The 26,712-nt window shown below is 67.1% G+C and carries 14 protein-coding genes; 5 read left to right on the top strand and 9 right to left on the bottom strand.

What is annotated here, in order from left to right; all coding sequences use genetic code 11:
• Nucleotides 1-112: 112 nt before the first annotated feature.
• On the top strand, nucleotides 113-3,385 hold the full coding sequence (locus AAG895_RS08385; protein ID WP_345795040.1) for an EAL domain-containing protein: 3,273 nt from the start codon (nucleotides 113-115) through the stop codon (nucleotides 3,383-3,385).
• Between the two features lie 78 nt (nucleotides 3,386-3,463).
• Here AAG895_RS08385 and clpB read toward each other — a convergent pair whose 3' ends face one another.
• From clpB to acs, 7 genes are all read right to left on the bottom strand, one after another.
• Nucleotides 3,464-6,043 carry an ATP-dependent chaperone ClpB gene (gene clpB, locus AAG895_RS08380; RefSeq protein WP_345795039.1) on the bottom strand — a complete coding sequence of 860 codons (2,580 nt, stop codon included), beginning with the start codon at nucleotides 6,041-6,043 and terminating at the stop codon, nucleotides 3,464-3,466.
• Nucleotides 6,044-6,114: 71 nt separating this feature from the next.
• Entirely contained in the window at nucleotides 6,115-8,160 is a 2,046-nt protein-coding gene (locus AAG895_RS08375; protein ID WP_345795038.1) for a sodium:solute symporter family protein, read from the bottom strand.
• 37 nt (nucleotides 8,161-8,197) lie between these two features.
• The gene (locus AAG895_RS08370; protein ID WP_345795037.1) at nucleotides 8,198-10,441 is read right to left on the bottom strand and encodes an exonuclease domain-containing protein; all 2,244 of its coding nucleotides are present in this window, start codon (nucleotides 10,439-10,441) and stop codon (nucleotides 8,198-8,200) included.
• A 3-nt stretch (nucleotides 10,442-10,444) separates the two neighbouring features.
• Nucleotides 10,445-10,813 (bottom strand): response regulator, encoded by a 369-nt coding sequence (locus AAG895_RS08365; RefSeq protein WP_345795036.1) that lies wholly within the window; start codon nucleotides 10,811-10,813, stop codon nucleotides 10,445-10,447.
• 30 nt (nucleotides 10,814-10,843) lie between these two features.
• The gene (locus AAG895_RS08360) at nucleotides 10,844-13,585 is read right to left on the bottom strand and encodes a sensor histidine kinase (protein WP_345795035.1); all 2,742 of its coding nucleotides are present in this window, start codon (nucleotides 13,583-13,585) and stop codon (nucleotides 10,844-10,846) included.
• A 13-nt stretch (nucleotides 13,586-13,598) separates the two neighbouring features.
• On the bottom strand, nucleotides 13,599-13,796 hold the full coding sequence (locus AAG895_RS08355) for a hypothetical protein (protein WP_345795260.1): 198 nt from the start codon (nucleotides 13,794-13,796) through the stop codon (nucleotides 13,599-13,601).
• A 199-nt stretch (nucleotides 13,797-13,995) separates the two neighbouring features.
• Complete coding sequence (gene acs / locus AAG895_RS08350) at nucleotides 13,996-15,960, bottom strand: acetate--CoA ligase (RefSeq protein ID WP_345795034.1); 1,965 nt, start codon at nucleotides 15,958-15,960, stop codon at nucleotides 13,996-13,998.
• 287 nt (nucleotides 15,961-16,247) lie between these two features.
• On the opposite strand from acs, the gene AAG895_RS08345 reads away from it, so the two are divergent.
• Nucleotides 16,248-17,780 (top strand): fumarate hydratase, encoded by a 1,533-nt coding sequence (locus tag AAG895_RS08345; RefSeq protein WP_345795033.1) that lies wholly within the window; start codon nucleotides 16,248-16,250, stop codon nucleotides 17,778-17,780.
• Here AAG895_RS08345 and AAG895_RS08340 read toward each other — a convergent pair.
• Entirely contained in the window at nucleotides 17,767-21,516 is a 3,750-nt protein-coding gene (locus AAG895_RS08340) for an EAL domain-containing protein (protein ID WP_345795032.1), read from the bottom strand. The two genes, AAG895_RS08345 and AAG895_RS08340, sit on opposite strands and share 14 nt — an antisense overlap.
• Nucleotides 21,517-21,667: 151 nt before the next feature.
• Nucleotides 21,668-24,034 (bottom strand): phosphoenolpyruvate synthase, encoded by a 2,367-nt coding sequence (ppsA, locus tag AAG895_RS08335; protein WP_345795031.1) that lies wholly within the window; start codon nucleotides 24,032-24,034, stop codon nucleotides 21,668-21,670.
• A 136-nt stretch (nucleotides 24,035-24,170) separates the two neighbouring features.
• Between ppsA and AAG895_RS08330 the strand changes: the two genes are divergently transcribed.
• The 3 genes from AAG895_RS08330 to msrB are packed head-to-tail and all read left to right on the top strand — an operon-like array spanning nucleotide 24,171 to nucleotide 26,622.
• The gene (locus AAG895_RS08330; protein WP_345795030.1) at nucleotides 24,171-25,004 is read left to right on the top strand and encodes a pyruvate, water dikinase regulatory protein; all 834 of its coding nucleotides are present in this window, start codon (nucleotides 24,171-24,173) and stop codon (nucleotides 25,002-25,004) included.
• A 32-nt stretch (nucleotides 25,005-25,036) separates the two neighbouring features.
• On the top strand, nucleotides 25,037-26,206 hold the full coding sequence (locus AAG895_RS08325) for a DUF2863 family protein (protein WP_345795029.1): 1,170 nt from the start codon (nucleotides 25,037-25,039) through the stop codon (nucleotides 26,204-26,206).
• Nucleotides 26,207-26,220: 14 nt separating this feature from the next.
• A complete protein-coding gene (gene msrB / locus AAG895_RS08320) occupies nucleotides 26,221-26,622 on the top strand; it encodes a peptide-methionine (R)-S-oxide reductase MsrB (protein ID WP_345795028.1) in 402 nt (133 codons plus the stop codon).
• The last annotated feature ends 90 nt before the right edge of the window (nucleotides 26,623-26,712 follow it).

The raw sequence follows: 26,712 nt of genomic DNA, 5'->3' as shown, positions 1-26,712 counted from the left end.
CGCAGCACGCGCCTGTCGAAGCCCGGCAGTTTAGCGCATTGCGGCGTACTTCTGCCCGTGACCATGCGATACGTCACGAAGCGCTTGAGGGGACGATATTTATACTCGGTCCATGCGCGCGAAGATTTCACGACTGACCCTCATCACCCTGGCCTACTGGGCCGCAGGCCACCTGGCGCTCGGACTTGCCATTCCACCTGGCTACACCGCTCCCTTCTTTCCGTCCGCCGGCATCGCGCTCTCGGCCCTGCTGATCTTCGGGCTCGGGTACTGGCCCGCAGTGTTCCTCGGTTCCGCGCTCGTGCAGTTGGTCGCCGCCTGGCCGCTGATCGGCACACCGGGCTGGAGCCCGCTCGGGCCGATGGTGGTACCGATGGCCGCCACCTTGCAGGCCATCGTCGGCGTACTGCTCGCGCGCAGGTTGATCGGTTTTCCGAACGCCCTCGACACGCCGCGCGCCGTGGTTCGCCTGCTCGCGGTCACGGTGCCGCTCAGTACGCTGGTGAGCGCCACGCTCTCGGTCACCGCGCTGGTATGGGCGGGCGTGATCGCCGCCGACGAGGCCCTGTTCAACTGGTGGTCGTGGTGGGCGGGCGACACCCTGGGTGCGCTCGTCGCCACCCCGCTCGTCTTCGTCTTCTTCGGCTTGCCGACCTCGGCGTGGCGGCCGCGACGGGTGGCGGTGGCGGTGCCGCTGGCGCTGGCGCTGGTGCTGCTCACGCTCGCTTACCGCCAGGTGGTGGGCTGGGAGCACATGCGCGTCCAGGCTCAGTTCGACCGCGACGCGGCCCATCTGGCTGGTCTCCTGCAGAAGCGGCTCGACAGCCACATCGACATGATGCGCTCGATCGAGCGCCTGCTCTCGGTCAGCGAGCACGTCTCCGCGCGCGACTTCCGTGGCTTCGTCACGCCCTGGCTCGAGCGCCATCCCGGCACCCAGAGTTTCAGCTGGAACCCGCGCGTGCCGGAGGACGGACGCAGCGCATTCGAGGCGTCGGTGCGTGGCGAAGGGCTGCATGATTTCGCCATCCGCGATCGCGACGAGGCCGGCCGTGTCTTCCCTGCCGCGCAGCGTCCAGAGTACCTGCCGATCCTGCACATCGCACCGGAGGGCATCAACGAGCGGGCGCTCGGCATGGACCCGCTGTCCTTGCCGGTGGCCGCGGAGGCGATCGCGCGCGCGCGTGCGACCGGCCAGCCAGCGGCCACCGCCCGCCTGCGCCTGGTGCAGGCGAGCGGACAGCAGAACGGCGTGGCGGTCTACCTTGCGGTCTTCGAGTCCGCGAGCCTGACGGCGAGCACCCCGCTGCGTGGCGTCGTCACGGCCACCTTCCGCATGGACGACGTCCTCGCCGCCGCGCTCGATGGCGCGCGCTCAGCGACCATCGACTACTGCCTCGCCGAGCCCGACACGCGCGAGGGTGGCTGTCTTGCAGGCGGTTTCACCGCCGATCACCCGGCCTGGACGCGCGACGGCCTCGCCCACGCGGCACCGATCTCCTTCGGCGGGCGCCAGTGGGAGCTTCGCATGCGCGCCAGCCCGGCCTATGTCGAGCAACTGCGCAGCTGGGCAGCCTGGGCCACGGTGGCCGTCGGCCTGCTTGCCACCGGGATGCTCGGTGCACTGCTCCTCATCACCACCGGCAGCAACCGGCGCATCAACGCGCTGGTTGAACAGCGCACCGCCGAGCTCGCGGCGGCGAGCGCGAGCCTGAACGAAAAGCAGGCAGCGCTCATCGACGCCCAGCGCATCGCGCGCATGGGCAGCTGGGAGACCGTTTCGGGGCTGTCAGGGCTGCGTACCTCCGCGGAGCTGCACCTGCTCCTGGGCACCGCGGACAGCCCCCTGGACAGCCTCGATGCACTCATCGATGCGGTGTCGCCGGCTAGCCGCTCCGCCCTGCGCAAGGGACTGGATACGGCCGCGGACCGCCCCGGCCGCGTGATGTTCGACTGCAAGACCGACACCCTGCCCCCGCGCACGCTGCAATTCCGCATCGAAGGCGATTGGCAGGACGGCCAGCTCGCCCGCATCCGTGGCACCGCACAGGATGTGACCAGTGCGCGCGAGGCCGAGGCCAAGATCCAGTATCTCGCCCGCTACGACACCCTGACCGGGCTACCCAATCGCAGCGCGTGGCAGGAGCAGGCCCGCATCGCGCTATGTTCGGCTGCGCGCCACGCCGACATCTTCGCGATCCTGTTCCTCGACCTCGACAACTTCAAGACGGTAAACGACTCGCTCGGCCATCCGGCGGGCGACCGCCTGCTGGCGATGGTGGCGAGCCGGTTGTCGAAGTGCGTGCGCGACGAGGATCTCCTCGCCCGCCTCGGCGGCGACGAGTTCGTCGCGCTGCTGTCGCGCCTGTCGCACGTGGAGGAGGCCGCGCTGGTCGCAGATCGCATGCTCGCCGCGCTCGCCGAGCCGCTCACCATCGACGGCCACGAGCTGCATCTGTCGGCAAGTATCGGGATCGCGCTCTTCCCGGGCGACGGATCCGAGGTCGACACCTTGCTCAAGCATGCCGACACGGCGATGTACGGCGCCAAGGAAGCCGGTCGCCACACCTACCGCTTCTTCGTCCCCGAGATGAATGCCCGCGCCACCCAGCGCCTGCAGATGGAGAACGACCTGCGCCGCGCCCTCGAGCGCAACGAGCTCGTCCTGCACTACCAGCCGCAGATCGAGGCCGCGACCGGCCGCCCCTATGGCTGCGAGGCGCTGGTGCGATGGATCCATCCGCAGCGCGGCATGGTCCCGCCAGACCACTTCATCCCGCTCGCGGAGGAAACCGGCCTGATCGCGCCGCTCGGCGAGTGGGTGCTGCGCGAAGCCTGCCGCCAGCAGGTACGCTGGCGTGCTGCCGGCCTGCCCGACCTCGTCGTCGCGATCAACATCTCTGCGCTGCAGTTCCGCAAGCGCGACTTCGTGCCCATGGTCGCGCGCATGCTGGAGGAAACCGGCGCCGATCCCGCCTGCCTCGAACTGGAGATCACCGAGAGCGCGCTGATGGCACCCGACGAGGACCTGCACGGCCGCCTGCAGGACCTGGTCGACCTGGGCCTAACCCTCGCGCTGGACGACTTCGGCACCGGCTACTCCAGCCTGTCCTACCTCAAGCGCCTGCCGATCGCGCGGCTGAAGATCGACCGCTCCTTCGTCGATGACCTGCCCGGCAATGCCGAAGACGCCGCCGTGACCGCAGCGGCACTGTCGCTCGGCCGCGACCTCGGCATGGAAGTGGTGGCCGAGGGCGTCGAGACGCCCGAGCAGCGACACTACCTCGCCGAGCGCGGCTGCCACGCGATGCAGGGCTACCTGTTCTCCCGCCCACTCACGGTCGACGCTTTCGCCGACTGGATCCGGGCAAACGCCCGGGTGTAGACGCAAGCGGGCGGAGGACGCGAGCGACCGGCCACCGGCCGCCCCTGTCCTCCGCCCCGGGCATGCGCAAGCGACCCGCTACGCGCGCCTGAACACCAGCTGCCCACCCTCGGCATCGACGCGGATGCGGTCCTTCGCAGCGAACCTGCCCTCGAGGATCGCTTTCGCGAGCGGGTTCTCGATGCGCTCCTGGATCGCGCGCTTGAGCGGCCGCGCGCCGAACACCGGGTCGAAGCCGGCGGTCGCCAGCTCGGCGAGGGCGGCATCGCTGACCTCCATCGCCATCTCCAGCCGCGCCAGGCGCTTCTCCAGATACTGCAGCTGGATCTTCGCGATGCCGGCGATGTGCTTCTCGTCGAGCGCATGGAACACCACGACCTCGTCGATGCGGTTGATGAATTCGGGACGGAAGTAGGTCTTCACCTCCGCCATCACCGCGAGCTTGATCACGCCGTAGTCATCGCCGGCCATGGCCTGGATCATCTGGCTGCCGAGGTTGGAGGTCATCACGATCACGGTGTTCTTGAAGTCCACCGTGCGCCCCTGGCCGTCGGTCATGCGGCCGTCGTCGAGCACCTGCAGCAACACGTTGAACACGTCCGGGTGCGCCTTCTCGACCTCGTCGAACAGGATCACGCTGTAGGGCTTGCGCCGCACCTGCTCGGTGAGGTATCCGCCCTCCTCGTAGCCGACGTAGCCCGGAGGGGCGCCGATGAGGCGCGCCACCGAGTGCTTCTCCATGAACTCGCTCATGTCGATGCGAATCAGGTGCTCCTCGGAGTCGAACAGGAAGTTCGCCAGCGTCTTGCACAGCTCGGTCTTGCCCACGCCGGTGGGCCCGAGGAAGAGGAAGGAACCATACGGCCGGTTCTCGTCCGACAGGCCGGCGCGCGAACGGCGGATGGCGTCGGCCACCAGGCGCACCGCCTCGTCCTGGCCGACCACGCGCTCGTGCAGCTTGTCCTCCATCTTCAAGAGCTTCTCGCGCTCGCCCTGCATCATCTTGCTCACCGGGATGCCGGTGGCCCGCGAGACGACCTCGGCGATCTCCTCGGTGCCAACCTGGGTGCGCAGCAGCTTGTTGGGCGTGGCGCTCTCGCCCGCCTGCTCCGCCATCTTCAGCTGACCCTCGAGCTGCGGCAGCTTGCCGTACTGCAGCTCGGCGACCTTGTCGAGCTGGCCCTTGCGCTGGTACTCCGCCATCTGCGCGCGCAGCGCGTCGATCTCTTCCTTGATGTGGGCCGAACCGGCGACCTTGGCCTTCTCGGCCTTCCAGATCTCCTCGAGGTCGTTGTACTCGCGCTGGAGCTTGGCGAGCTCGTCCTCGATCAGCTGCAGGCGCTTCTGCGAGGCCTCGTCCTTCTCCTTCTTCACCGCCTCGCGCTCGATCTTGAGCTGGATCATGCGGCGGTCGAGCTTGTCCATGACCTCGGGCTTGGAGTCGATCTCCATCTTGATGCGCGCCGCGGCCTCGTCGATCAGGTCGATCGCCTTGTCCGGCAGGAAGCGGTCGGTGATGTAGCGGTGCGACAACTCGGCCGCGGCGACGATCGCCGGGTCGGTGATGTCGACGCCGTGGTGGATCTCGTACTTCTCCTGCAGGCCACGCAGGATGGCGATGGTGGCCTCGACCGTCGGCTCCTCGACCAGCACCTTCTGGAAGCGGCGCTCGAGCGCGGCGTCCTTCTCGATGTACTTGCGGTACTCGTCCAGCGTGGTGGCCCCGATGCAGTGCAGCTCGCCACGGGCGAGCGCGGGCTTGAGCATGTTGCCCGCATCCATGGCACCTTCGGCCTTGCCCGCGCCGACCATGGTGTGGATCTCGTCGATGAAGAGGATGATGCGCCCCTCGTCCTGGGCGATCTCCTTCAGGACGGCCTTCAGGCGCTCCTCGAACTCGCCGCGATACTTGGCGCCCGCCAGCAGCGCCGCCATGTCGAGCGACAGCACGCGCTTGCCCTTGAGCGTCTCGGGCACCTCGTCGTTGACGATGCGCTGCGCCAGGCCCTCGACGATCGCGGTCTTGCCCACCCCCGGCTCGCCGATCAGCACCGGGTTGTTCTTGGTGCGGCGCTGCAGGATCTGGATCGCGCGGCGGATCTCGTCGTCACGGCCGATCACCGGGTCGAGCTTGCCGCTGCGCGCGCGCTCGGTGAGGTCCATGCAGTATTTCTTCAGCGACTCGCGCTGGCCCTCGGCGTCCTGGCTGCCTACGCTGGCGCCGCCGCGCACGGCCTCGATCGCGGCCTCGAGCGCCTTGCGGGCGAGGCCATTGTCCTTGAGCAGACGACCCGCCTCGCCCTTGTCGTCGGCGAGCGCGAGCAGGAACATCTCGCTGGCGATGAACTGGTCGCCACGTTTCTGCGCTTCGCGGTCGGTGACGTTGAGCAGGTTATTGAGCTCGCGGCCGATGCTGACCTCGCCGCCATGACCTTCGACCTTGGGCAGCCGGCCGATGGCCTTGGAGACGGCGGCCTTGAGCGGCGGCACATTGACGCCCGCGCGCTGCAGCAGCGACACGCTGCCACCGTCGTCCTGCTCGAGCAGCGCCTGCACCAGGTGCAAGGGCTCGATGAACTGCTGGTCGTTGCCCACGGCGATGCTCTGCGCATCGGCGAGGGCCTGCTGGAACTTGGTGGTGAGCTTTTCGAAGCGCATCGTCGGCATCCTCGGGAATCGTTGAACTGAACCCTATGTGGGGCAACTCGGCCGCGCTTCAAGTACCTCGATCAGAGATCCGGGCGCGGCTGTCCGGGCAGATCGGGGTAGCGCACGTAGTCGACCAGGTCCTGGATCTCCTGCGGCGGCGGCTTGGTCAGCAGGCTGACGACGACGATGGTCAGGAACCCGAGCGGCACGCCGAACACGCCGGCCGAGATCGGGTTGATGTCGAACCAGGCATTCGCCATCGACCCGCCGAAGAAGGGATGGGTGCGCACGACGTAGAAGAGCGTGATCGCGAGGCCGGCCAGCATGCCGGAGACGGCGCCGGGGCGGTTGGCACGCTTCCAGAAGATGCCCAGCACCAGCGCCGGGAAGAAGGCCGAGCCGCCGATCGAGAACGCCAGCCCGACCATGAACAGGATGTTGTCCGGCCGCAGCGAGGCCACCCAGGCCGCCACCACCGCCACCACCAGCAGTTGCGACTTCGAGATCACCAGCCTGCGATGGGTGGTGGCCTGCGGGTTGATGACCTTGTAGTAGAGGTCGTGCGACAGCGCGTTGGAGATTGTCAGCAACAGGCCGTCGGCGGTCGACAGCGCCGCCGCCAGCCCGCCGGCAGCCACCAGTCCCGACACCACGTATGGAAGGCCCGCAATCTCGGGCGTGGCGAGCACGATCACGTCGGTGTTGAGGCGCAGCTCGGCGAGCTGCAGGATGCCGTCGCCGTTGAGGTCCTCGATCCGCACCAGCCCGACACGCCCCCAGGACGCCACCCAGTCGGGCAGGATCTCGAGGCTGGAGCCGACCACGTTGTGATAGACCTCCCACTTCGCGAACACCGCATAGGCCGGCGCGGTGACGTAGAGCAGGAAGATGAAGAACAGCGACCACATCACCGAGCGGCGCGCCTCCATCACGCCCGGCGTCGTGTAGTAACGCATCAGGATGTGCGGCAGCGCGGCGGTGCCGACCATCAGCACGAACATCAGGGCAAGGAAGTTGTTGCGCGCGACCGCAGATTCCTGCGCGTTCGCGCCCGGGTGCGCGTCGGCGTGCCGGGGTGGCGGCCTGGAGCGCTCGAGCGCCTCGACCCGGGCGCGCTCCCACTGCTGCTGCGCCTCGGCCGGCGTGCGCGGCAGGTCGCGCAGCGCGCGCTCGGCGAGCGCGATGTCCCGCGCCGGGGCGCCATTGAGCCGCATGTCGTTGAGGCGCTCGATGAGGACGCGACGCTCGATCTCGAGCGACTCCGGCAGCTCGGCCATCATCACGCCGTAGTTCTGTGCGCGCTGACGGTACATCTCGCGGACCTCCACCTCGGCCGGAGCATTCAGCAGCTCGTCCTCCTGCGCGCTGATCTGCTGCAGCACCTTCCCGTACACCGCCTGCGGAATGGGAATCCCGGTGAGCTTGTAGGAGAGGATCACCACCGGCACGAGATAGGCGATGATCAGGATCACGTACTGTGCCACCTGGGTCCAGGTGACGGCGCGCATGCCGCCGAGGAAGGAGCACACCAGGATGCCGGCGAGGCCGATGAAGAGGCCGATCTCGAACTCGACGCTCACGAACCGGCTGGTCACCAGGCCGACGCCGTAGATCTGCGCCACCAGGTAGACGAAGCTCGCCAGCACCGCCGCCCCGAGACCGACCAGGCGCGCCACGTTGCCCTGGTAGCGCGCGCCGAGGAAGTCGGGGATCGTGTATTGGCCGAACTTGCGCAGGTAGGGCGCAAGGAGCAGCGCCACCAGCACGAACCCCCCTGTCCAGCCGGTGACGAAGGCCAGGCCCTCGAAACCACTGAAATAAAGGGTGCCGGCCAGGCCGATGAAGGACGCGGCGCTCATCCAGTCGGCCGCGGTTGCCATGCCGTTGAACAGCGCCGGCACGCGCCGGCCCGCGACGTAATACTCGGAGACGTCCGAGGTCCGGCTCATGACCCCGATCGTGGCGTAGATGGCGATGGTCACGAACAGGAAGACGTGACCGATGAGCTGCTGCGACAGGCCCATCGACTCGCCGATCGCGAGCAGCACCACGAAGATCGCGAATGTCAGCGTATAGACGCCGTAATAGCGTCGCAGCTGGCGCGCAAAGCCGGCGTTGCGCCTCAACCCCGCCTCCGCCGGTCTTCGCAGCGCCGCTGCGTCATCAGTACTTGATCCGCGCGTAGTAGGACTTCTCGGCAGCCTCGCGCGCATCGCGCAAGGTACGGATGCCCTTCTCGGCCAGCAGCGGCACCAGCTTGAGGAACACCTCCGCGGTGACGATCGCATCGCCGAGCGCAGTATGGCGGCCGACGATGGTGAGGCCGAGGCGCTCGGCGATCGCCTCCAGGCGGTGCGACTCCTGATTGGGCTGGATCACCGCCGACAGCAGCAGGGTGTCGAGCACCGGCTGATCGAAGCGCAGGCCCGTCGCCTCTTCCTTGAGCTGGAGGAAACGCATGTCGAAGGCCGCGTTGTGGGCGATCAGCACGGTGTCGGTGGCAAAGGCGTGGAAGGCCGGCAGCACCTTGTCGATCGTCGGCTGGCCGCGCAGCATGTCCGAGGTGATGCCGTGGATCTTGGCCGACTCGGCTGCAAGGGGACGCTGCGGATCGACCAGCTGCTCGAAGGACTCGCTGCGCAGCAGCTTGCCGTTGAGGATGCGCGTGGCGCCGATCTGGATGATCTCGTCGCCCTGCGAGGGGTTGAGGCCGGTGGTCTCGGTGTCGAAGACCGTGTAGGTGAGCTCGGAGAGCAGGCGGTCCTCGAGGCCATGCGAGCGGTCCGACCAGGCGAAGAGGTCGAAGTCGTAGTACTCGGGGCGGCTCTCGCCACGCAGGTAGGTCTCGGCCTCGGCCTGCTCCTGCGGGGTCGCCGCCGGCAGCAGGATACGGAAGAAGGCGCGGTGGCGCACCTTCTCGCGCTCGAGCCACATCTCGCCGTCGTGACGGTCGATGACGTCGCGCACCGTGAGCGGGCTGCTCTCGTCCTCGACCTTCATCGGCTCGAGTTCCCAGCTCATGACCGTCTCGGTGCTCATCGCCTGCCCCGACCAGATCAGGTCGAGGTGTACCAACCGGCCTGCAGCGCTGAGACGGAAACGGACCTCGCGCACCTCGAACTCGTCCGACAGGCGGCTCGCCAGGTAGGTGATGGCCTGCATCAGCGAGAAGCTGTCGACCTTCACCCACAAGGATTCGTCCACTTCCTCGAGCTTGGTCGGCAGTCCGATGCGGGTCTCGATGCGGCGCTGCACGGCCGCGATCAGGTCGGCGCCGAGCATCTCCTCGAGCGGCCAGCGCGCCTTGAGCGAGTCGGCGAACTGGTTCGCGGTCTGGTCCAGGCGCTGGCTCATCGCCTGCACCTCGTCGCGCACCACCTTGCGGAAGCGCACGCGCATCTCGTCGGGCAGATCCTCGTATTCGAGCATGTCGGCGGCCGCACGCACGTTGGCGAGCGAAGCCCGGTTGCCCTCGGTGAGGTTGTGCAGCATCTGGTCGCGCCGCGATTCGGTCTCGAAATTGCGCGTGATGTTGTCGAGCATGAGGATGAAACCGGTGATCGTGCGTTCGGCCGGAGCCGCAGCCGCGCCCTCCTCCGCCTGCAGGCGTTCACCGCCATCCTCTGCTGACGGCGGCAGGGCCTTGTGCTCGTCCGTCGCCGCCACCGCCAGCACCGGCGCCATCTGCACGCGCAGCAATTGCCCGGCACGGGTCGTGGTCACGAAGTTAGCCTGCGCCTGCGTGGCACCACGCCGCAGGCGCTGCTGGATGGTGTCGAGCGCGTGCGCGATCAGGTTGCGCTCGAACACCCCGTAGATCGATCGCCCGAGGCCGATCAGCTCGCCACCGCCGGCCACTCCCGGTGCATCGGAGAGCGCGCGGAACTGCATCCGCGCGCGGTTGTTGTAGAGGAGAACGCGGCCGTCGAGGTTGCACACGACCACGCTCTGGGTGAGCTCGGACATCAGCGCGGCGAGTCGGTTCTTCTCGAGCTCGACCGACTCCTTCGCGCGCGCGATCTGCGCTGCGACGTCGCACATGAGCTCATCACGCTGGGTGGCGAGCTGATTGGCCGCCGCGGCCAGCGCCTGGACCTCGGGCGGTCCTTCCGGCTGCACGCGAAAGCCCCGGTTGGCGCCGAGCATCAGGCGCAGGTGCTCGGACATCCGCAGCAGGCCCTGCACGTATTGCCGGAACAGGGCACGCACCACACCGACGCCCGCGGCGAAACCGAGCGCGGTGAGCATCGTTCCCAGGCTGAGGTGCGGGGCAAGGACGTCGATCAGCAGCTCGCGCCCCTCACCCTGGGTCTCGACCCACACGATGAGCGCGGTGAGCAGGAACGGCCCGGTCATGAGCAGGAAGAGCACGATGACCGCGAGCATGAAACGCGCACGTGCCGGCATGGGTCACTGCTCCAGCAGGCTGCGCACCTTGTCCACCAGCTCGCGGGTGGAAAAGGGCTTGGTCATGTAGGCATCGGCTCCCAGCGCGAGCCCCTTCGCCACCTCGGTGTCGCGCCCCTTGGCGGTGAGCATCAGGATGCGCACGGCGCCGAGCGCGGGGTCGGCCTTCACCTCCTGGCAGACCTCGAAGCCGCTCTTCTTGGGCATCATGACGTCGAGCAGCACGAGATCGGGCTGATCTGCGCGAATGCGCTGAATCGCCTCCTCGCCGTCATTGGCCACCAGCACCTCGAAGCCCTCCCGCTTCATGAGGAATTCCAGCGAAATGACGATGTTCTGCTCGTCGTCGGCGATCAAGACTTTCTTGTTCATCTTTGACTCCTCCCCGGCGCATATTCTAAGTCATTGGACGGCGGTCGCAGACGGCAGCGGCAGCACGAACGAGAAGGTCGCGCCTTCGCCGGGCACCGACTCCAGCCACAGCCGGCCGCCAAAGTGTTCGACGATCTGCCGGCTGATCGGCAATCCCAGTCCGGTGCCCTGCGGACGCGAGCGCTCGTCGCCGCCCTGGCGGAACTTCTGGAACACCACCGGTTGCAGCTCGGGCGGGATTCTGGGCCCGTTGTCCTTCACGTCCACGCGCAAGCGCAAGCCCTCGCAACGCAGCGTCACATCCACGCGTCCCGATCCCGTCGGCACGAACTTGGCTGCGTTCGACAGCAGGTTGAGCATCACCTGCAACAGCCGATCATGGTCTGCACGCAGGGTGGGCACCGACGCGGGCAGATGCACATGGACCTGCGCGCCGCGGTCGCGGAACAGCTGCATGGTCGCATCCACCGAGTGCTGCACCAGTTCGCGGAGATCGATGTCGGTGTTGTGCCATTCGGCGTGGCCGGACTCGATCTTGGCCATGTCCAACACCTGGTTCACCAGGCGGGTGAGGCGCACCGTCTCCGAGACGATGATGCCGAGGAAGCGCTGACGGTCTTCGACGTCGATATCGGGGTCCTCGGACATCATCTCGGAGAACGCGCGGATCGAGGTCAGCGGCGTGCGCAGCTCATGGGTGACCGAGGACATGAAGTCGTCCTTGAGCCGGTCGAGCTCCTTGAGCTGCTCGTTGGCCGCCCGCAACTCCGCCGTGGCAGCCTCGAGCGCGCGCGACTTCTCCTCGAGCTTGTGCGAATACGCCCTGACCTGGGAAGCCTCGTCGAGGATGTCCATCACCTCCCCGAGCCCGAGCGGCTCCTCCTGCACCACGGTGGACACCATGACGCGCGCCGATGCGCTGCCGATCGCGCCCGCCAGCAGCGACTCGGCGAAGTGCACCAGCTCCGGGTCGGCCTTGAGCTGCGTCACGTCGTCCAGCCCATGCGAGCGCGCATAGGCGCCGAAGGCGTCCGCAGTGCGACGCTGGCCGAGGAAGCGCGCGACCAGCGGCAGCAGGTCGCGGACCTCCGCGCCGGTGCGCCAGAAGCTCGCCGGAGGCGACTCACCGCGCCGGAACACGTCGACGAAGAGCGCCCCCTGGGTCGCCTCGGCGCCGGTCGGCACGCGCGCCAGCGACACCAGGACATAGCAGCCGATGTTGGCGAGCAGGCTCCAGAACAGCGCATGGCTGATGTTGTCCCAGCCCGCAAGCCCGAAGAGCTGCTCGGGCTTCAACCAGCCGAAGCCGAACGGGCCGTGCTCCAGAAAGCCCGGGTCGAGCCAGCCCGACTTGGCAAAGGACGGCAGCATCAAAGTGTAGCCCCATACCGCGAAGCCGGCGAGCAGGCCGGCGAGCGCGCCTTCGCGCGTGCCGCCGCGCCAGTACATGCCCCCCAGCACCGCGGGTGCGAACTGCGCCACCGCGGCGAAGCTGATCAGGCCGATGCTCACCAGCGCGTAAGCCTCGCCGGCAAGCCTGAAATACAGGTAGCCGAGCAGCAGCAGGCCGACGATGGCGCCGCGGCGGATGCCGAGCAGCAGTCCGGTGAGGTCACGCTCCTGAGCCAGATTGAGGCGCTTGCTGCGAAGAAGCATCGGCATCACGAGGTCGTTGCAGACCATCGTCGACAGGGCGATCGCCTCGACGATGACCATGCCCGTGGCCGCCGACAGGCCACCGATGAACACGAACAGCGCGAGCGCGGCGTTGTCGTGGGCCATCGGCAGCGTGAGCACGAAGGTGTCCGGATCCACGGTACCCCGCCCGAAATGCAGCAGGCCACCGATGGCGATCGGGATCACGAAGACGTTGATGAGCAGCAGATAGGCCGGGAACGCCCAGGTGGCGCGGCGCAGGTGCTGCTCGTTGACGTTCTCGACCACCGCGATCTGGAACTGGCGGGGCAGGAAGATGATGGACAGCATGGCCAGCAGCACATGCGCGAACCAGCCCCCGTAACCGAGGCGGCCGACGCCGTCGAAGGCGAGCACCTCGGCGAGATCGGGCTGCGCGGCCGCCCGCGCGTAGAGATCGCCGAAACCGTCATAGAGCCAGTAGGTGACGTATATCCCCACGGCGAGGAAAGCGAGCAGCTTGACCACAGACTCGAAGGCGATCGCCGCCACCATGCCCTCGTGGCGTTCGGTGGTGTCGAGGTGGCGGGTGCCGAACAGCACGGTGAATGCCGCCAGCGTGAGCGCGATGTAGAGCGTGCCGTCCTGCCACCATCCACCCTGGCGCTCGACCCGGAACAGGGTGTCGTGCTCGCCGATCAGCAGCGCGTAACCGCTCGAGATCGCCTTCAGCTGCAGCGCGATGTACGGCACGATGCCGACCACCGCGATCACGGTCACCAGACCGCCGAGCAGGTGACTCTTGCCATAGCGCGAGGCAACGAAGTCGGCGATCGAGGTGATGCGGTAGCTGCGGGCGATGCGGATCATCTTCAGCACCACCAGCCACGCCAGCGCGAGGCCCAGGGTCGGGCCGAGGTAGGTGGGCAGGAATGCGCTACCGCCCGAGGCCGCACGCCCGACACTGCCGAAATAGGTCCACGCCGTGCAGTAGACCGCGAGCGACAGGCTGAACACCCAGGGGTTGGAAATGATCGAGCGCCCCTGGTCCGCGCGGCGGTCGCCGTAATAGGCAACGGCAAACAGCAACAGCAGATAGGCGAAGGATGCCCCGATGATCAGCCAGCCCGGCAGCATCGCGTCCTCCGCATCAGCGCGCCCCCCGCTCGACGATCCAGGCAATCACCCCGATCAGTCCGAGCCAGACGGCAAACAGATAGACATGCAGCAGCGGCAGTCCGAACAGGCTCAGCGGCCGGTCGAACAAAGACAGAATCGGATAGTTCAACAACAGCATGCCGGCGAGAAACACTGCCACCAGACGCTGTCCGGCCAGTCCCTTGCGCATCATGTCACTCCCATGATGTCCGCCTCGGCAAACGAAAAAACGAGGCGCCGCCCTGCTCTTCGGGGCAGGTTCGGCGCTTCGTACGATCAGGATCGCGCATTGCGCGCGTCCGGTCTCCCCCCGCGTCCGGCTCGTTGGCCGGATCTCCTCCTGTCGTTCGATCGCGGCCGGGACGCGAACGGCCCGGCCGCCTCCGGAATCAGCCCTTGAGCTGTTCCAGGATGTGCGGGTTCTCCAGGGTCGAGGTGTCCTGGGTGACGTCCTCGCCCTTGGCCAGCTGGCGCAGCAGGCGGCGCATGATCTTGCCCGAACGGGTCTTGGGCAGGTTCTCGCCGAAGCGGATGTCCTTGGGCTTGGCGATCGGGCCGATCTCGTGGCCGACCCAGGCCTGCAGCTCCTTGACCACCTTGGCGGCTTCCTCGCCGGTGGGACGCGCGCCCTTGAGCACCACGAAGGCGACGATCGCCTCGCCGGTGACATCGTCCGGACGACCGACCACGGCGGCCTCGGCAACCTTCTCGTGCGCCACCAGCGCCGACTCGATCTCCATCGTGCCCATGCGGTGACCAGAGACGTTCAGCACGTCGTCGATACGACCGGTGATCGTGAAGTAACCGGTTTCCGCGTCACGGATGGCGCCGTCGCCCGCGAGGTAGAGCTTGCCCTTGAAGTCATCCGGGTAGTAGGCCTTCTTGAAGCGCTCGGGGTCGCCCCAGATGGTGCGGATCATCGACGGCCACGGCCTCTTGACCACCAGGATGCCGCCCTGGCCCCAGGGCACTTCGGTGCCGGTCTCGTCGACCACCGCGGCCTGGATGCCCGGGAAGGGCAGCGTGCACGAACCCGGAACCATCGGCGTGGCGCCCGGCATCGGCGTGATCATGTGCGCGCCGGTCTCGGTCTGCCAGAAGGTATCGACGATCGGGCAGCGGCCGCCGCCGACATTCTCGTAGTACCACTCCCAGGCCGCCGGGTTGATCGGCTCGCCCACCGAGCCGAGCAGGCGCAGGCTCGACATGTCGTACTGCTTCGGATGCACGGCCGGGTTGTTGTCGGCGGCCTTGATGAGCGAACGGATCGCGGTCGGCGCGGTGTAGAAGATGCTGACCTTGTGGTCCTGGATCATCTTCCAGAAGCGGCCGGCGTCCGGGTAGGTCGGCACGCCTTCGAACACGATCTCGGTCGCGCCGCAGGCAAGCGGTCCGTAGGTGATGTAGGTGTGGCCGGTGACCCAGCCGATGTCGGCGGTGCACCAGAAGATGTCGTTGGGCTTGATGTCGAAGGTGTACTTCATCGACAGCACGGCCTGCAGCAAGTAGCCGCCGGAGGAGTGCTGCACGCCCTTCGGCTTGCCGGTGGAGCCCGAGGTGTAGAGGATGAACAGCGGGTGCTCGGCCTCGACCCACTCCGGCTCGCAGACCTCCGGCTGACTGGCGCAGGCGTCGTGGAACCAGGTGTCGCGGCCGGCGACCATGTTGCAGTCGCCGCCGGTGCGCTTGACCACGACGACGTTCTTGATCGAGTCGCAACCGCCCAGCGACAGCGCCTCGTCGGCGATCGGCTTGAGCGGCAGGGCCTTGCCACCACGGTGCTGGCCGTCGGAGGTGATCAGCGCCACCGCGCCGGCGTCCTCGATACGGTCGCGCAGGGCCTGGGCCGAGAAGCCGCCGAACACGATCGAGTGGGTGGCGCCGATACGGGCGCAGGCCTGCATGGCGACGACGCCTTCGATCGACATCGGCAGGTAGATGACGACACGGTCGCCCTTCTTGACGCCCATGGCACGCAGGGCGTTGGCGAACTTGCTCACGCGGGCGAGCAGATCCTTGTAGGTGACCTTGGTGACCTCGCCGTTGTCGGCCTCGAAGATCAGCGCGACCTTGTCGCCCAGGCCGTTATTGACGTTGCGGTCGAGGCAGTTGTACGAGACGTTCAGCTTGCCGTCGGCGAACCACTTGAAGAAGGGGGCGTTGCTTTCATCGAGGACCTGGGTGAAGGGCACCTTCCAGTCCAGCAGTTCCTTGGCGCGGCGACCCCAGAACCCCTCGTAGTCGTCCTCGGCTTCCTTGCACAGCGCGCGGTAACCATCCATGCCGGACACCGCTGCGTTCCTGACCATCTCTTCCGAGGGGTTGTAAATGCGGACTTGCTGATCGTTGGACATGCTCACCTCTCCTCAACTGTTCAAATGGTTGAAGCTGACCCTTGCGGGCGGGCTGGTTGGGTCCAGCCTGTTAATCGCCCGGGTGGAGCATGGCCGGACAGCTCCTGCTCTCCCTGGCGCTCGGATGCCTCTGAAACGCCGGCATTTAAGAATATGTATCTTACACAGGACTTACACACCCTCACCAGTCACGGGCCGGGCGCGCGGGTGATAGAATCGCACGCTTTCCGGACCATCCGGTCCCGTTGCGTCATTCTGCCCCCATGTCATTCCGGAGACCAAGCGCCATGACGATCATTCGCCAGGAAGACCTCATCCAGTCGATCGCGGATGCCTTCCAGTACATCAGCTACTACCACCCGCTCGACTACATCCAGGCGCTCGGCGAAGCCTACGCGCACGAGGAAAGCCCGGCCGCGAAGGACGCGATCGCGCAGATCCTGACCAACTCGCGCATGGCCGCAGAGGGCCATCGCCCGATCTGCCAGGACACGGGTATCGCGGTGGTCTTCCTCAAGGTCGGCATGAACGTGCGGTGGGACGCCAAGATGAGCGTCCAGGAGATGATCAACGAGGGCGTGCGCCGAGCCTACAACCATCCGGACAACAAGCTGCGCGCCTCGGTCCTGCTCGACCCGGCCGGTTCGCGAAAGAACAGCAAGGACAACACCCCGGCGGTGGTGCACTACGAGATCGTCGAGGGCGACGAGGTCGAAGTCATCTGCGCAGCCAAGGGCGGCGGCTCCGAGAACAAGTCGAAGATGGTCATGCTCAACCCGTCCGACTCGATCGTCGACTGGGTGCTGAAGACCGTTCCGACCATGGGCGCGGGCTGGTGTCCTCCGGGCATCCTCGGCATCGGCATCGGCGGCACGCCCGAGAAGGCGATGCTGCTGGCCAAGGAATCGCTGATGGAGCCGGTCAACATCCACGAGCTGCGCGAGAAGGCCGCCTCGGGCGCCACGCTCTCCCGCGTCGAGGCGCTGCGTCTGGAGCTGATGGACAAGGTCAACGCGCTCGGCATCGGCGCGCAGGGCCTGGGCGGTCTCACCACCGTGCTCGACGTCAAGATCATGGACTACCCGACCCACGCTGCCAGCCTGCCGGTCGCGATGATCCCCAACTGCGCCGCCACCCGCCACGTGCATTTCCACCTCGACGGCTCCGGCCCGGCCCACCTGCCGACCCCGAAGCTGGAAGACTGGCCGCAGGTCACCTGGAAGGCCGACACCAACGTCGCCACCCGGGTGAACCTCGACACCCTCACCAAGGAAGAGGTCGCCTCCTGGAAGCCGGGCCAGATCCTGCTGCTGAACGGCAAGATGCTCACCGGCCGCGACGCCGCCCACAAGCGCATCGCCGACATGCTGGAGAAGGGCGAGAAGCTGCCGGTCGACTTCACCAACCGCGTCATCTACTACGTCGGCCCGGTCGACCCGGTGCGTGACGAGGTCGTCGGCCCCGCCGGTCCCACCACCGCCACCCGCATGGACAAGTTCACCCGCATGATGCTGGAGAAAACCGGCCTCATCTCGATGATCGGTAAGTCCGAGCGCGGCCCGGTCGCCATCGATGCCATCAAGGACAACAGGTCGGCCTACCTGATGGCGGTCGGTGGCGCGGCCTACCTGGTGTCGAAGGCGATCAAGGAAGCCAAGGTCGTCGGCTTCGAGGACCTCGGCATGGAGGCGATCTACGAGTTCACCGTGCAGGACATGCCGGTGACGGTCGCGGTCGACGCCAACGGCACCAGCGTGCACAACACCGGCCCGAAGGAGTGGCAGGCGAAGATCGGCAAGATCCCGGTCACGGTGGCGTAAGCATCCACGACGAAGGCGGCGACCAGTTCGCCGCCCACTCGGCGATCTGCTCGGCCGGCATCGGCCGGGCGATCCCGTACCCCTGCCCGGTGTCGCAGCCCAGCTGCAGCAGCAGCTCGCCGTGCGCGACCGACTCCACGCCCTCGGCGATCACCTCCCGCCGGAAGGCGCCGGCCAGCCCCAGGATGGCCTTCAGGATCGCCAGATCCTCGGCATCGTCCAGCATGCCGCGCACGAACACCTGATCGATCTTCAGCCGCGCGGCCGGCAGACGCTTGAGGTAGGCGAGCGAGGAATACCCCGTTCCGAAGTCGTCGAGCGCGAACGACACGCCGATCGCCGCGCAAGCCTCGACGATTCGCGACACCTGGCTGATGCTCTCCAGCGCGCTCGTCTCCAGCACCTCGAGTTCGAGGCTGCCCGGCCACAGCTCGGGATGACCGGCAAGCGCCGCCTGCAGACGCATCATGAAGTCCGGCGTCTGCAGATGGCGCGCGCTGATGTTCACGCTCACCGGCAGGGTGAGTCCGTCGCGCTTCCAGGCGGCCATCTGCGCGAGCGCCTGCTCGATCACCCAGTCGCCGAGTTCGATCGCGAGCGGATGGTCGCCCACGGCCGGGAGGAATGCCGCCGGCTCGAGCACGCCCTGGTGAGGATGCGCCCACCGGATCAGCGCCTCCGCCCCCACCACCGCACCGGTGCGCATGTTCACCTTGGGCTGGTACAGCAGGCGGAACTCGCTCGCCCGCAAGCCCTGGCGGATGCGCGCGAGGTCTTGCTGACGGCCGCGCAGGTTGCGGTCGTGGGCGGTGTCGAACACCTGATAGCGGTTCTTGCCCGCGAGCTTGGCCTGGTACATGGCGAGATCGGCCTGGCGCAGCAGCTGGTCGGCATCGACCTCATCGGGTTGCGGGAACATCGCGAGCCCGATGCTGGCAGAAACCTTCAGCTCGTGCCCGCCCTGAGGCACCGGTTGCGCCACCGCGGCCAGCAGGCGCTGGGTGAGGAGCAGGCAGGACTCCGGGTCGGGCAGATCGATCAGCACGGCCACGAATTCGTCGCCCCCCAGCCTCGAGATCGTGTCCCCCTCGCGCAGCGTCGCCCGCATGCGCGCCGCGATCGTGGTAAGGAGCTGGTCGCCCGCCTGGTGTCCATGGCCGTCATTGACCGCCTTGAAGCCGTCGAGATCGATGTAGGCCACCGCCAGCTGCTGCCCGCGCCGGCGCGCCTGCGCCATCCCGCGCTGCAGGCGGTCGTTGAGCAGCACCCGGTTGGGCAGGCCGGTCAGCGGGTCGTAGTGCGCGATGTACTCGAGCTGCGACTCGTGCTCCTTCTGGTTGGTGATGTCGTTCAGCGTACCCGACAGCCCCGCCACCCGCCCGTCGGCATCGACCACCGGGCGCGCGCTCGCCTCCAGCCAGCGGTAGCCGCCGCCGGTGCGCAGGTAGCGGACCGCCTCGGAGCAGTTGTCGCGCTCGCCGCGCAAGACCTGCTCGAAGCACTCCGACTGCCGCTCGCGATCGTCCGGATGCACATATTCGAGGTAGTCGGTGCCCAGCGTGTGCTCGACCGCATAGCCGGTGATGTCGCCCCAGGCACGGTTGAGGAAGACCCACCGGCCTTGCGCGTCCAGCTGGAAGATCACCTCCTTGACGCTCTCGACCACCGAGCGGTAGCGCGCTTCGCTGGCCCGCAAGCTCTCGTCGGCGCGCTTGCGTTCGAGCACGCCGGTGAAGGCGTTGCCCACCAGCGCCATGAGCGTCTTCTCCTCGTCCAGCCAGGTGCGCTCGTTGCGCACCGAGTCGAGCCCGATGAAGCCGAGCAGGCGATGGTTCGCCACCATCGGCACCGCGAGCAAGGACTGGATCGACTGTGCCTGCAGGACGGCGCGATCGACTGCGGCCTCTGCCGGGAGCTGGCCGACGCTCGGGTAATCGACGACCGCAAAGCGCTTGATGCTGCGGCAAAACAGCATGCTGTCGTCGAAGGGCACGTTCTGCAGATGTGCGATCTGCGGCTCGATGCCTTCCGCGCACCACTCGTGGGTATTGTTGAGGAACTGGCCGTCGGCGCTTACCTGGAACACATAGGCGCGGTCCGCCTCGGCGAAGGATCCGAGCTCCTCGAGCGCGCGCCCCAGATGGACATCCAGTTCCTGCGGGCGGGTGAGGATGAACTCGGACGAGATCCGCCCGACCAGGCGCTCGAAGGCGATCCGGCGCTTGAGCACGGCTTCGGCACGCTCGCGCTGCAGCTCGGCAGCCACCCTGTCGTCGAAGATGTCGATCAGCGTGCGCACCGCCGACTCATCGTCGATCGGTTGGCGCCGCAGCCCCACCATCAGTCCCAGCGGACGTCCCTCGCGATCGAACAGCGGCGTCCCCACGTAGGCCTCGATCCCGCCCTCGGCAAGCGCCCGGTCGCGCGGGAAGAGCCGCCACACATCGCGCGGATACAGGCAGGCGCCGCGCCCGACGGTGCCCTCGCAGGGCGAATCGGCGAGCGGATACACGAAGGGCTGCATCGGCCGGCCGTCGCCCCAGCCCGCGCGCACCTCGACGCTCAGGCCGTCGCGCGACAGCTGGCCGACGAACACCTTGTCGAGCGCGAGCGCATCCGCGACATGGCGGCTCACCGCCTCGTAGAACGCGACCCCCGACAGGAAGGCATAGCGCGCGGCCAAGGCGTCGAGGGCGAGTTCGATGCGCTTGCGCTCGGAGACATCCGAGCAGAAGCCGATGAAGCCGATGAAGTTGCCGGCGCCGTCATGGCGCGGACTGCCCTCGTCGGAGATCCAGCGGTAGCCGCCGTCGACGTGATGCAGGCGGTATTCCATGCGAAACGCCTCGCGCCGCGCGAGGGCATCCTCGAAGATGCCCTGGCAGTAGGCGCGGTCATCGGGGTGCACCCCTTCCAGCCAGCCCTGGCCGAGCTCCTGTTCGAGACGCCGGCCGGTGAACCGCAGCCAGGGGTCGTTGAAGTAGTTGCACAGACCGTCCTCGCCCGCCGTCCAGATCAGAGCCGACTCGCTGTTCGCCAGCGTGCGGTAATGGCGCTCGCTCTCCTGCAGGGCAAGCTGCGCCGCATTGCGCTCCTGCTCGATGCGCAGCGCGATGATCATGGTGGCGCAGGTCGCCGTCATCGGCTCGAGTTCGGCGACCACCCCCTCCCGGTAACCACCCGGCGCATTCGCCAGCCCGATCATTCCGATCAGCTGCCCGCCATGCAGCAGCGGAAGGCCGAGAAACGACCCGAGGGCGGGATGCCCCGACGGCACGCCCCCCCGACGCGGATCGGTCGCCGGATGGTTGGCGATCACCGGCGCGGCAGTCCGCACGACGGCGCCGAAAAGCGAATCCAGGTTGTGGAACTCGAAGCCGCCCGAACGCATGCGCTCGAACACCTTGCGCGATTCCGCGCTCCACGAGATGTCGCTGAGCCCGTGCATGCGCAGGAAAGGCTCGCCGGCTTCGTCGTAGAGCACTTCGCCGATGAAGCCGTATTCGCTGTCGGTGAGGCGAACGAGCTGATCGAGCATGTGGGCGAAGGTATCGCTCGAGGTCTGGCCGACGAGGAAACCCCGCTGCAGCGTGGTCAGCACGGACAGCATCTGCGCCTGGCGCCTCACCGTGCGCTCGGCCGCGTCCGGCAGCGGACCATCCTCGCCGGCGGCGCACGGGCGGGCATCGGCAGCCGCGCACACGCTCTGCGGCTGGGCGGATGGAGGGCTCGACATGGCGTACTCCCCGAATTGGGAAATGCTTCGACCGCGCAATATTAGCCGCTGAACTGGCACGCGGCATCCGTTCTGCATGCTGCGACGCCAAAAAAAACGGGGCGACGGTCATCTCGACCGCCGCCCCGCCTCGACCCGTGCCCGTACGGACTTATCCGGCGCGGTGCTCGGCGAGCTTGATCCAGGTGTCGACAACCGTGTCGGGGTTGAGCGAGATGGTCTGGATGCCCTCGTCCATCAGCCACTCGGCCAGATCCGGGTGGTCCGACGGCCCCTGGCCGCAGATACCGACATACTTGCCGAGCTTGTTCGCGGCCTTGATCGACATGGAGAGCAGCTGCTTGACGGCCGGGTCGCGCTCGTCGAAGGCGTGCGCCACCAGGCCCGAGTCGCGGTCCAGGCCCAGGGTGAGCTGGGTGAGGTCGTTCGAGCCGATCGAGTAGCCATCGAAGTGCTCGAGGAACTGCTCGGCCAGGATGGCGTTGGAGGGGATCTCGCACATCATGATCAGCTTGAGATCATTCACGCCGCGCTTGAGGCCATGCTCGGCGAGCAGGTCGACCACGCCCTTCGCCTCTTCGACGTTGCGCACAAAGGGAATCATGATCTGCACGTTGGTCAGGCCGAGCTCGTTGCGCACCTTCTTCATCGCGGCCACTTCCATCTCGAAGCAGTCGCGGAAGCTGTGGGCGATGTAGCGCGAGGCGCCACGGAAGCCGAGCATCGGGTTTTCTTCCTCCGGCTCGTAGATCTCGCCGCCGAGCAGCTTGCGGTACTCGTTCGACTTGAAGTCGGACATGCGCACGATCACCGGCTTCGGGTAGAAGGCGGCGGCGATGGTGGCCACGCCCTCGACCAGCTTCTCGATGAAGAACTGCTTGGGCGTCGCATAGCCGCGCGAGCGGCGGTTGATCTCGTCGCGCAGGTTGGCCGGCACCTGGCCGATCTCGAGGATGGCCTTGGGGTGGATGCCGATCATGTTGTTGATGACGAACTCCAGGCGCGCCAGGCCGACCCCGCCGTTGGGGATCTGCGCGAACTCGAAGGCGAGTTCCGGGTTACCCACGTTCATCATGATCTTCACCGGGATCTCGGGCAGATTGCCCATGTCGGTGGTGATGACCTCGAACTCCAGCTTGCCGCGATACACGTAACCGGTGTCGCCCTCGGCGCAGGACACGGTGACCGACTCGCCCTCGTGCAGCACCTCGGTGGCGTTCCCGCAGCCGACGATGGCGGGGATGCCCAGCTCGCGCGCGATGATCGCCGCGTGGCAGGTGCGGCCGCCGCGGTTGGTGACGATCGCGCTGGCGCGCTTCATCACCGGCTCCCAGTTGGGGTCGGTCATGTCGGTAACGAGGATGTCGCCGGCCTGCACGCGGTTCATCTCGGATGCGTCGCCGACCACACGCACGACGCCGGCACCGATCTTCTGACCGATCGCGCGACCGTGGGTGAGCGCCTTGCCGTACTGCTTGAGGCGGTACTTCTCCATCACCAGGCCCTCGTCCTGGCTCTTCACCGTCTCGGGACGCGCCTGCAGGATGTAGAGCTTGCCGTCGACGCCGTCCTTGCCCCACTCGATGTCCATCGGGCGGCCATAGTGCTTCTCGATGATCACGGCGTAGCGGGCGAGCTCGAGCACGTCCTCGTCGGTCAGCGAGAAGCGGTTGCGGTCGGCCTCGGGCACATCGACCGTGCGCACCGACTTGCCGGCGACGGCCTTGTCGGTGAACACCATCTTGATCAGCTTGGAGCCAAGGTTGCGGCGGATGATCGCCGGCTTGTCGAGCGCCAGGGTGGGCTTGTGGACGTAGAACTCGTCCGGGTTCACCGCACCCTGCACCACGGTCTCACCCAGGCCGTAGGAGGCGGTGATGAACACCACCTGGTCGAAGCCCGACTCGGTGTCGATCGAGAACATCACGCCCGATGCGCCCGAATCCGATCGCACCATGCGCTGCACGCCGGCCGACAGCGCCACGTCGGCGTGGGCGAAGTTCTTGTGCACCCGGTAGGCGATCGCGCGGTCGTTGTACAGCGACGCGAACACTTCCTTCATCGCGTGCAGGATGTTCTCGTAGCCGTGGATGTTGAGGAAGGTCTCCTGCTGGCCGGCGAAGGAGGCGTCCGGCAGGTCTTCGGCGGTGGCCGACGAGCGCACCGCGAAGCTGCCCTCGCCCTCGGAGGTGATCTGCTCGTAAGCGGTCTTGATCTCGGCCTCGAGCTTGGCCGGGAACGGGATGTCGATGATCCACTGGCGGATCTGGGCGCCGGTCCTGGCCAGCGCATCGACGTCATCCACATCGAGCGCGTCGAGTGCGGCATTGATGCGGTCGGCGAGGCCGTCATGAGCGAGGAATTCGCGATAGGCTTCGGCCGTGGTCGCGAAGCCACCCGGAACACGAACGCTCGAAGGCAGCTGGCTGATCATCTCGCCGAGCGAGGCGTTCTTGCCGCCGACCTTCTCCACATCGGTCATGCGCAGTTCGTTGAAAGGAATCACGTATCGTGTCATGAGTGGCTTCCGCAAATGTTGGAGAAAAAGCAAAATATCGAAGCCCGGAGTTTACGGCTTTTTGTGCTGTGCCGCATCACAGGGTTTGCCCCAATACGCGACGTCCTCGGCAGGGGGCGCATCAAGGTTCCAGATCATGAACGACACTCAACGCCGCACCGTCTTCTTCGTCTCCGACGGCACCGGCATCACCGCAGAAACACTGGGACACAGCCTGCTTGCGCAGTTTCCCGAGGCAAAATTCCGCCAGATCCGCGCACCTTTCGTCGACGACATCGACAAGGCGATCGACTGTGCGGCACAGATACGCGACGCCGCGATCGAGGATGGCGTCCGCCCGATCGTGTTCAGCACGCTGGTGAACCAGGCCACCGTTGATGCACTGCACAAAGCCGACGCGCTCTTCCTCGATCTGTTCGATCGGTTCATCGGACCGCTCGAGGCCGAGCTCGGCCAGCGCTCGACCCATGCGGTCGGCCGCTTCCACGGCATCGCCGACAGCCTCAACTACAAGCATCGCATCGAGGCGATCAACTTCGCCATGGCGCACGACGACGGCGTCTCGTCCGACGGCGAGCTCGCCGAGGCCGACGTCATCCTCGTCGGCGTGTCGCGCTCGGGCAAGACGCCGACCAGCCTCTACCTGGCCATGCAGTTCGGCGTGAAGGCGGCAAACTACCCGCTGATTCCGGAAGACTTCGAGCGGAACAAACTGCCCGGCGAGCTGCACAAATATCGCACCAAGCTCTTCGGACTCACCATCGCCCCCGAACGCCTGTCGCAGATCCGTCAGGAACGCCGCCCCAACAGCCGCTACGCCTCGCTCGAGAACTGCCGCTACGAGATCGACGCCGCGCACAAGCTCATGCGCAGGGAGAACATCCGCTGGCTGGAATCCACCACCAAGTCCATCGAAGAGATCTCTGCAACCATCCTGCAGACCGTCCGCGTCGAACGCCCGGGCTTCTGAACAGCACCCAACAACAACAACAGGAATTCCCGATGAAAAGAACGCGCCTCAAGCGCCGCGGCGGCCTCGGCCGCACCGCCGAGCAACTGGTCCGGCTGGCTAACGGCCTTGCCGAATCCGGAAGCAGGATCGAAGACCGCTATTGGGAGCAGCAGCTCGCCACGCTCATCGACCAGACCCTCGCGGAGAATGACGAGGAGGTCCTCAACACCGCGCTCGATCACCTCTACAGCGCCGACACGCGCGCCTACGACGAACTCGCCGACAGCATCGAGTCGCGCGCCGAGTGTGCTGCAGGTGCCCTGCCCGATCACGACACGGTGCTGATCGCCGCGCCGGTGCTCGCCTGGTCGCGCTACCGCATCCCGGCCGCGAGCATCTCGCCGGCGGTGCTCGCCAACCTGCGCGTGCATCTGCAGGCGCACGTGCTGGCGAAAGGTGCGCGGCTGTCGGTTGCGGACTTCCTCTTCAGCCCCGACCAGCTGCCGCAGGGCTATTGCTCCACGGCCGAATTCGCCAAGGTGATCTGCGGTGCCGCGCTCGACAACCACGACCTGCACATCGACACCGAGGGCATGCCCGACACCGCGCAGTTCCTCTCCGACACCCGCTACCTGCTTGCCGCGGTGGCCGTGCCGCGCGGCGCCCCGATGTTCCGCTGGCAGGAGGCCGACGGCAGCCGCGACACCGCGCTCGACCAGTGGCGCGTCCAGGGTGGCGCCTGTCTCACCCCGCTGTTGCCGGGCTGCGCCGTCGACCTGGTGCTGCCCGAGTCCTACTTCGCCGCCAGCCGCGCGGCCGACAAGGACAGCCGCCCCTACTCGGTGCGCGCCTCGGTCGCCTACCTCGGCACCACGCTCGAGACGCCTGCCGCCAACCTGCGCGCGGTCATCGCGCCCTTCTGGGAGCGCAACCTCGAGGAATACCGCATCGGCTTCACCGTTCGCGGCCAGGAGGCCGTGGTGCATGGCGTGGTCTGGCCACTGCTCGGCGCGGAGGACGAGAACACCGACTGCCCGGCGCAGATCGAAGCCGTGCTGCGCGAGTCGGGCGTCAATGACGTGGTCGTCCTCGACCATCAGTTCCCGATGGAGTATTGCGACGACTGCGGTGCACCGATGTACCCCTCGCCCGAGGGCGAAATCGCGCACGCCGAGATGCCCGAGGAACAGGCCGAACAGATGCCGCGCCATCTGCACTGATGCAGGAGGACACCATGAGCCGCAAGATCGAGAAGCCCGACGCCGAATGGCGTAGCCAGCTCACCGACATGCAGTACCACGTCACTCGCCAGAAAGGCACCGAGCGCGCCTTCACGGGCGAGTACTGGGACGTCTGGGACAAGGGCGCCTACAACTGCGTGTGCTGCGGCGCCCCGCTGTTCCGCTCCGAGCACAAGTTCGACGCTGGCTGCGGCTGGCCCAGCTTCTGGACCGCAGCCGAGCCGGATAACGTGGAAAGCGCGGTCGACCGCAGCCACTTCATGGTGCGCACCGAGGTCCTCTGCCACCAGTGCGGCGCCCACCTCGGCCACGTCTTCGAAGACGGTCCCCAGCCCACCGGCCTGCGCTACTGCATCAACTCGGCCTCGATCAAGCTGGAGAAGGATGGGGACTGAGGATCGCGGCTTGCGCCGCGCCTACAGGCCGACACGTCAACCGCGTGGGTTCTTGTAGGAGCGGCGCAAGCCGCGATCGACGCCTCTCCG

It is taken from the genome of Thauera sp. JM12B12, from assembly GCF_039614725.1.
In the GTDB taxonomy this organism is placed as follows: Bacteria; Pseudomonadota; Gammaproteobacteria; order Burkholderiales; family Rhodocyclaceae; genus Thauera.
The sequence above is the reverse complement of the archived record's forward strand: the minus strand, read 5'-3'. Positions and strand labels throughout refer to the sequence as shown.